The 2,220-nt window shown below is 68.0% G+C and carries 3 protein-coding genes; 2 read left to right on the forward strand and 1 reads right to left on the reverse strand.

Translation table 11 applies throughout. The features are described from left to right. The first annotated feature begins 175 nt into the window (after positions 1–175). Positions 176–844, forward strand: coding sequence for a 2'-5' RNA ligase family protein (locus CV1CTNOD_RS26645; RefSeq protein WP_278043906.1), 669 nt, complete (start codon positions 176–178; stop codon positions 842–844). Positions 845–1,029: 185 nt separating this feature from the next. Here CV1CTNOD_RS26645 and CV1CTNOD_RS13520 read toward each other — a convergent pair whose 3' ends face one another. Next, positions 1,030–1,212 carry a hypothetical protein gene (locus CV1CTNOD_RS13520; RefSeq protein WP_131786458.1) on the reverse strand — a complete coding sequence of 61 codons (183 nt, stop codon included), beginning with the start codon at positions 1,210–1,212 and terminating at the stop codon, positions 1,030–1,032. 257 nt (positions 1,213–1,469) lie between these two features. Here CV1CTNOD_RS13520 and CV1CTNOD_RS28345 point away from each other — a divergent pair, with 257 nt between their 5' ends. Then, the gene (locus tag CV1CTNOD_RS28345) at positions 1,470–2,198 is read left to right on the forward strand and encodes a hypothetical protein (protein ID WP_131786459.1); all 729 of its coding nucleotides are present in this window, start codon (positions 1,470–1,472) and stop codon (positions 2,196–2,198) included. Positions 2,199–2,220 lie beyond the last annotated feature (22 nt).

The raw sequence follows: 2,220 nt of genomic DNA on the forward strand, positions 1-2,220 counted from the left end.
TTCTAGTCTAGTTGAAGAATTTCTAATTAATAACAGACGCTCTCGGTTCTGTCCTGGCGCCCGCTGGCCGGGTAGGTGCGGCACCCGCTTACGCGGCGAGGCGCTGGGGTCAGGCCCGCGAGCTCGACGCCGTCCGGGACGCACTGGCACATGCCGCGCGGGGAACCCGTGCCTGATCCCGTCGGCACCGCCGGTACCGGCCCGGCCGCCGCCGTCGGCACGGCCGACCGGTTCCGCCAGCTTCACCGGCTGCACAACCACTGGGCCCAGCCGGGCGGAGGCCGCTCCTGGCAGTGGTACCTGCCATTCGAGGACTGCCCGGCGCTGCGCACGCTGGCCGCGCGCTGCCAGGCCGCGGTCGCGTTTCCCTTACTACGACCTCATTCCCCCGGACGGGCTGCACCTCACCCTCGGCCGGATCGCACCCGTGGACGAGATCACGGCCGGGCAGGTGGCCGAGGTCGCGGCAGCCGCCGCGCGGGCCTGCGCGACCCTGGCGCCGTTCGAGATCTCCATCGGCCGGCTCGGCGGAACAGCGGGTGCCCTCGGGTTCGCGGTGGACCCCGCCAAACCACTACGCCAGCTACGCGACGCGCTGCACGGGGCAACCCGCTCGGCCGTTCCCGGCATGCGCCCGCCAGACCCGGAGTTCGCCCCGCACGTGTCGATCGCCTACTGCAACACCGACGGGATCCCGGCGACGCAGGTCGTCGCCGCGGTGGAGAAGCTGCGGACGCTTCCGCCTGTCACAGCCACCGTCAGAGCCGCGGTGATCGTGCGACTGGAGCGGCGCGAGCGGGCCTACGTGTGGCAGCCGGTCACCAGGACACCGCTTCCAGCCTGAACCCCACCGCTCGACACCCTCCGCGAACACCCGTCTGGGACGTGGCCAGCCGGCTGCGAAACCCCGGGCTGGATTCCATTGCGGCGCCGAAGACCAGGACAAGACCCGGTGCAGGACTGGCTATCCCCCTGCATGTCACCCAAGACAAGATCTTCTTTATGTTCGGCAGGCGCGACGGACGCGCATCAGCGCGCCCACAGCCTGTTTCGTCCGAAGGGACTTCCCATGGCCATTTCGACAGTTTCTTCGCCGCCCGCGGTGGCTGAGTCCTCGCCGACCCCGGCGGACGGGGTGACGACTTCCAGTTCGATGTGCGAATCGTCGAGTTCGACCGGTAGCCCGGCTCCGACCGGTCCTGGGAGTGGCACGCCTCCGGGATCGTTGATCGTTCACGCCGTCGGCCGATTCCGGACAGCGATCGGCCCTGGGGGTCGCGGGACGTCGATCGGGAACCCGTACGCTTCTACGTGATGCGGATCTCACCCTCTGCCGCAGGCCGCGCGGGGCGTGGCGTACCGATATCGGAGGTGCCATGGCTGACGTCAGACGCGAATCCCGGCAGCCGAACCTTCGGTTTCGCGACGCCCGTCTTCGGCTCCGATCGCCGTCGGGATCGGGGCGACACATGTCCCGACAGGAGCTGGCCGACGCCGTGAACAGCTACCTGTGGGAGACGTACAGCCGCACCGCTGCCCTGGACGGCAACTATGTGGGCAAGCTGGAACGCGGTGACCACCGCTGGCCGCAGTCGATCTATCGTGAAGCCTTCCGCGCGGTTCTCGGGGCCTCGACCGATACCGAGATCGGTTTTTACATCAACCGCAGAGAGCCAACGGCCGAGGTAAATGCGCCGGTCCCTTTCAGGGGGCCAGGAACCGGATATGACGCGGACATCTCGTGGCGACCCGACTGGGGCGAACCGGATATTCTGCGGCTGCCCTCCCTGCTCGGCTCGGCGGCATGTGCCGTAGAAGAAGCCAACGGCCAGGTCCTTGCCACGCCGGCCGGCCGGTTCTTCGACGGGCAGACGGTCGAATCACGTGTCGTACCCGCCACCGACGACGGCCGTATTCTCGCCACCGTTCCCACACAGATAGTGGACAGTCGCTTTCTTCGCACGTCACGGCATGGAGTCGTGATCGGCGTCGCGGGAGCCGACGGTGACGTTCGGGGGTTCGTTCTGGACAGCCGGCAGGCACGCCGCCGTCTCGCCGGAACGGATTCCGCGGCTCGGTTACTTCTTCCTCCCGCCTATCTCCTCGACGACGTGACGGCCGGCATTCTGTGGGCCGTGGTCAGCCTCGACGAGCCACTCCTCGGCGACGACAGCCTGCTAGTACTACAGCAACAGTGATCTCCGTGTGGTCTCTGCCTGG

The organism is Protofrankia symbiont of Coriaria ruscifolia (assembly GCF_900634745.1).
Lineage (GTDB): Bacteria > Actinomycetota > Actinomycetes > Frankiales > Frankiaceae > Protofrankia > Protofrankia californiensis.

Bases quoted from the DNA above. Each gene is read 5' to 3' on its own strand.
- CV1CTNOD_RS28345 (WP_131786459.1), top strand. From the start codon at position 1,470: ATGTCCCGACAGGAGCTGGCCGACGCCGTGAACAGCTACCTGTGGGAG.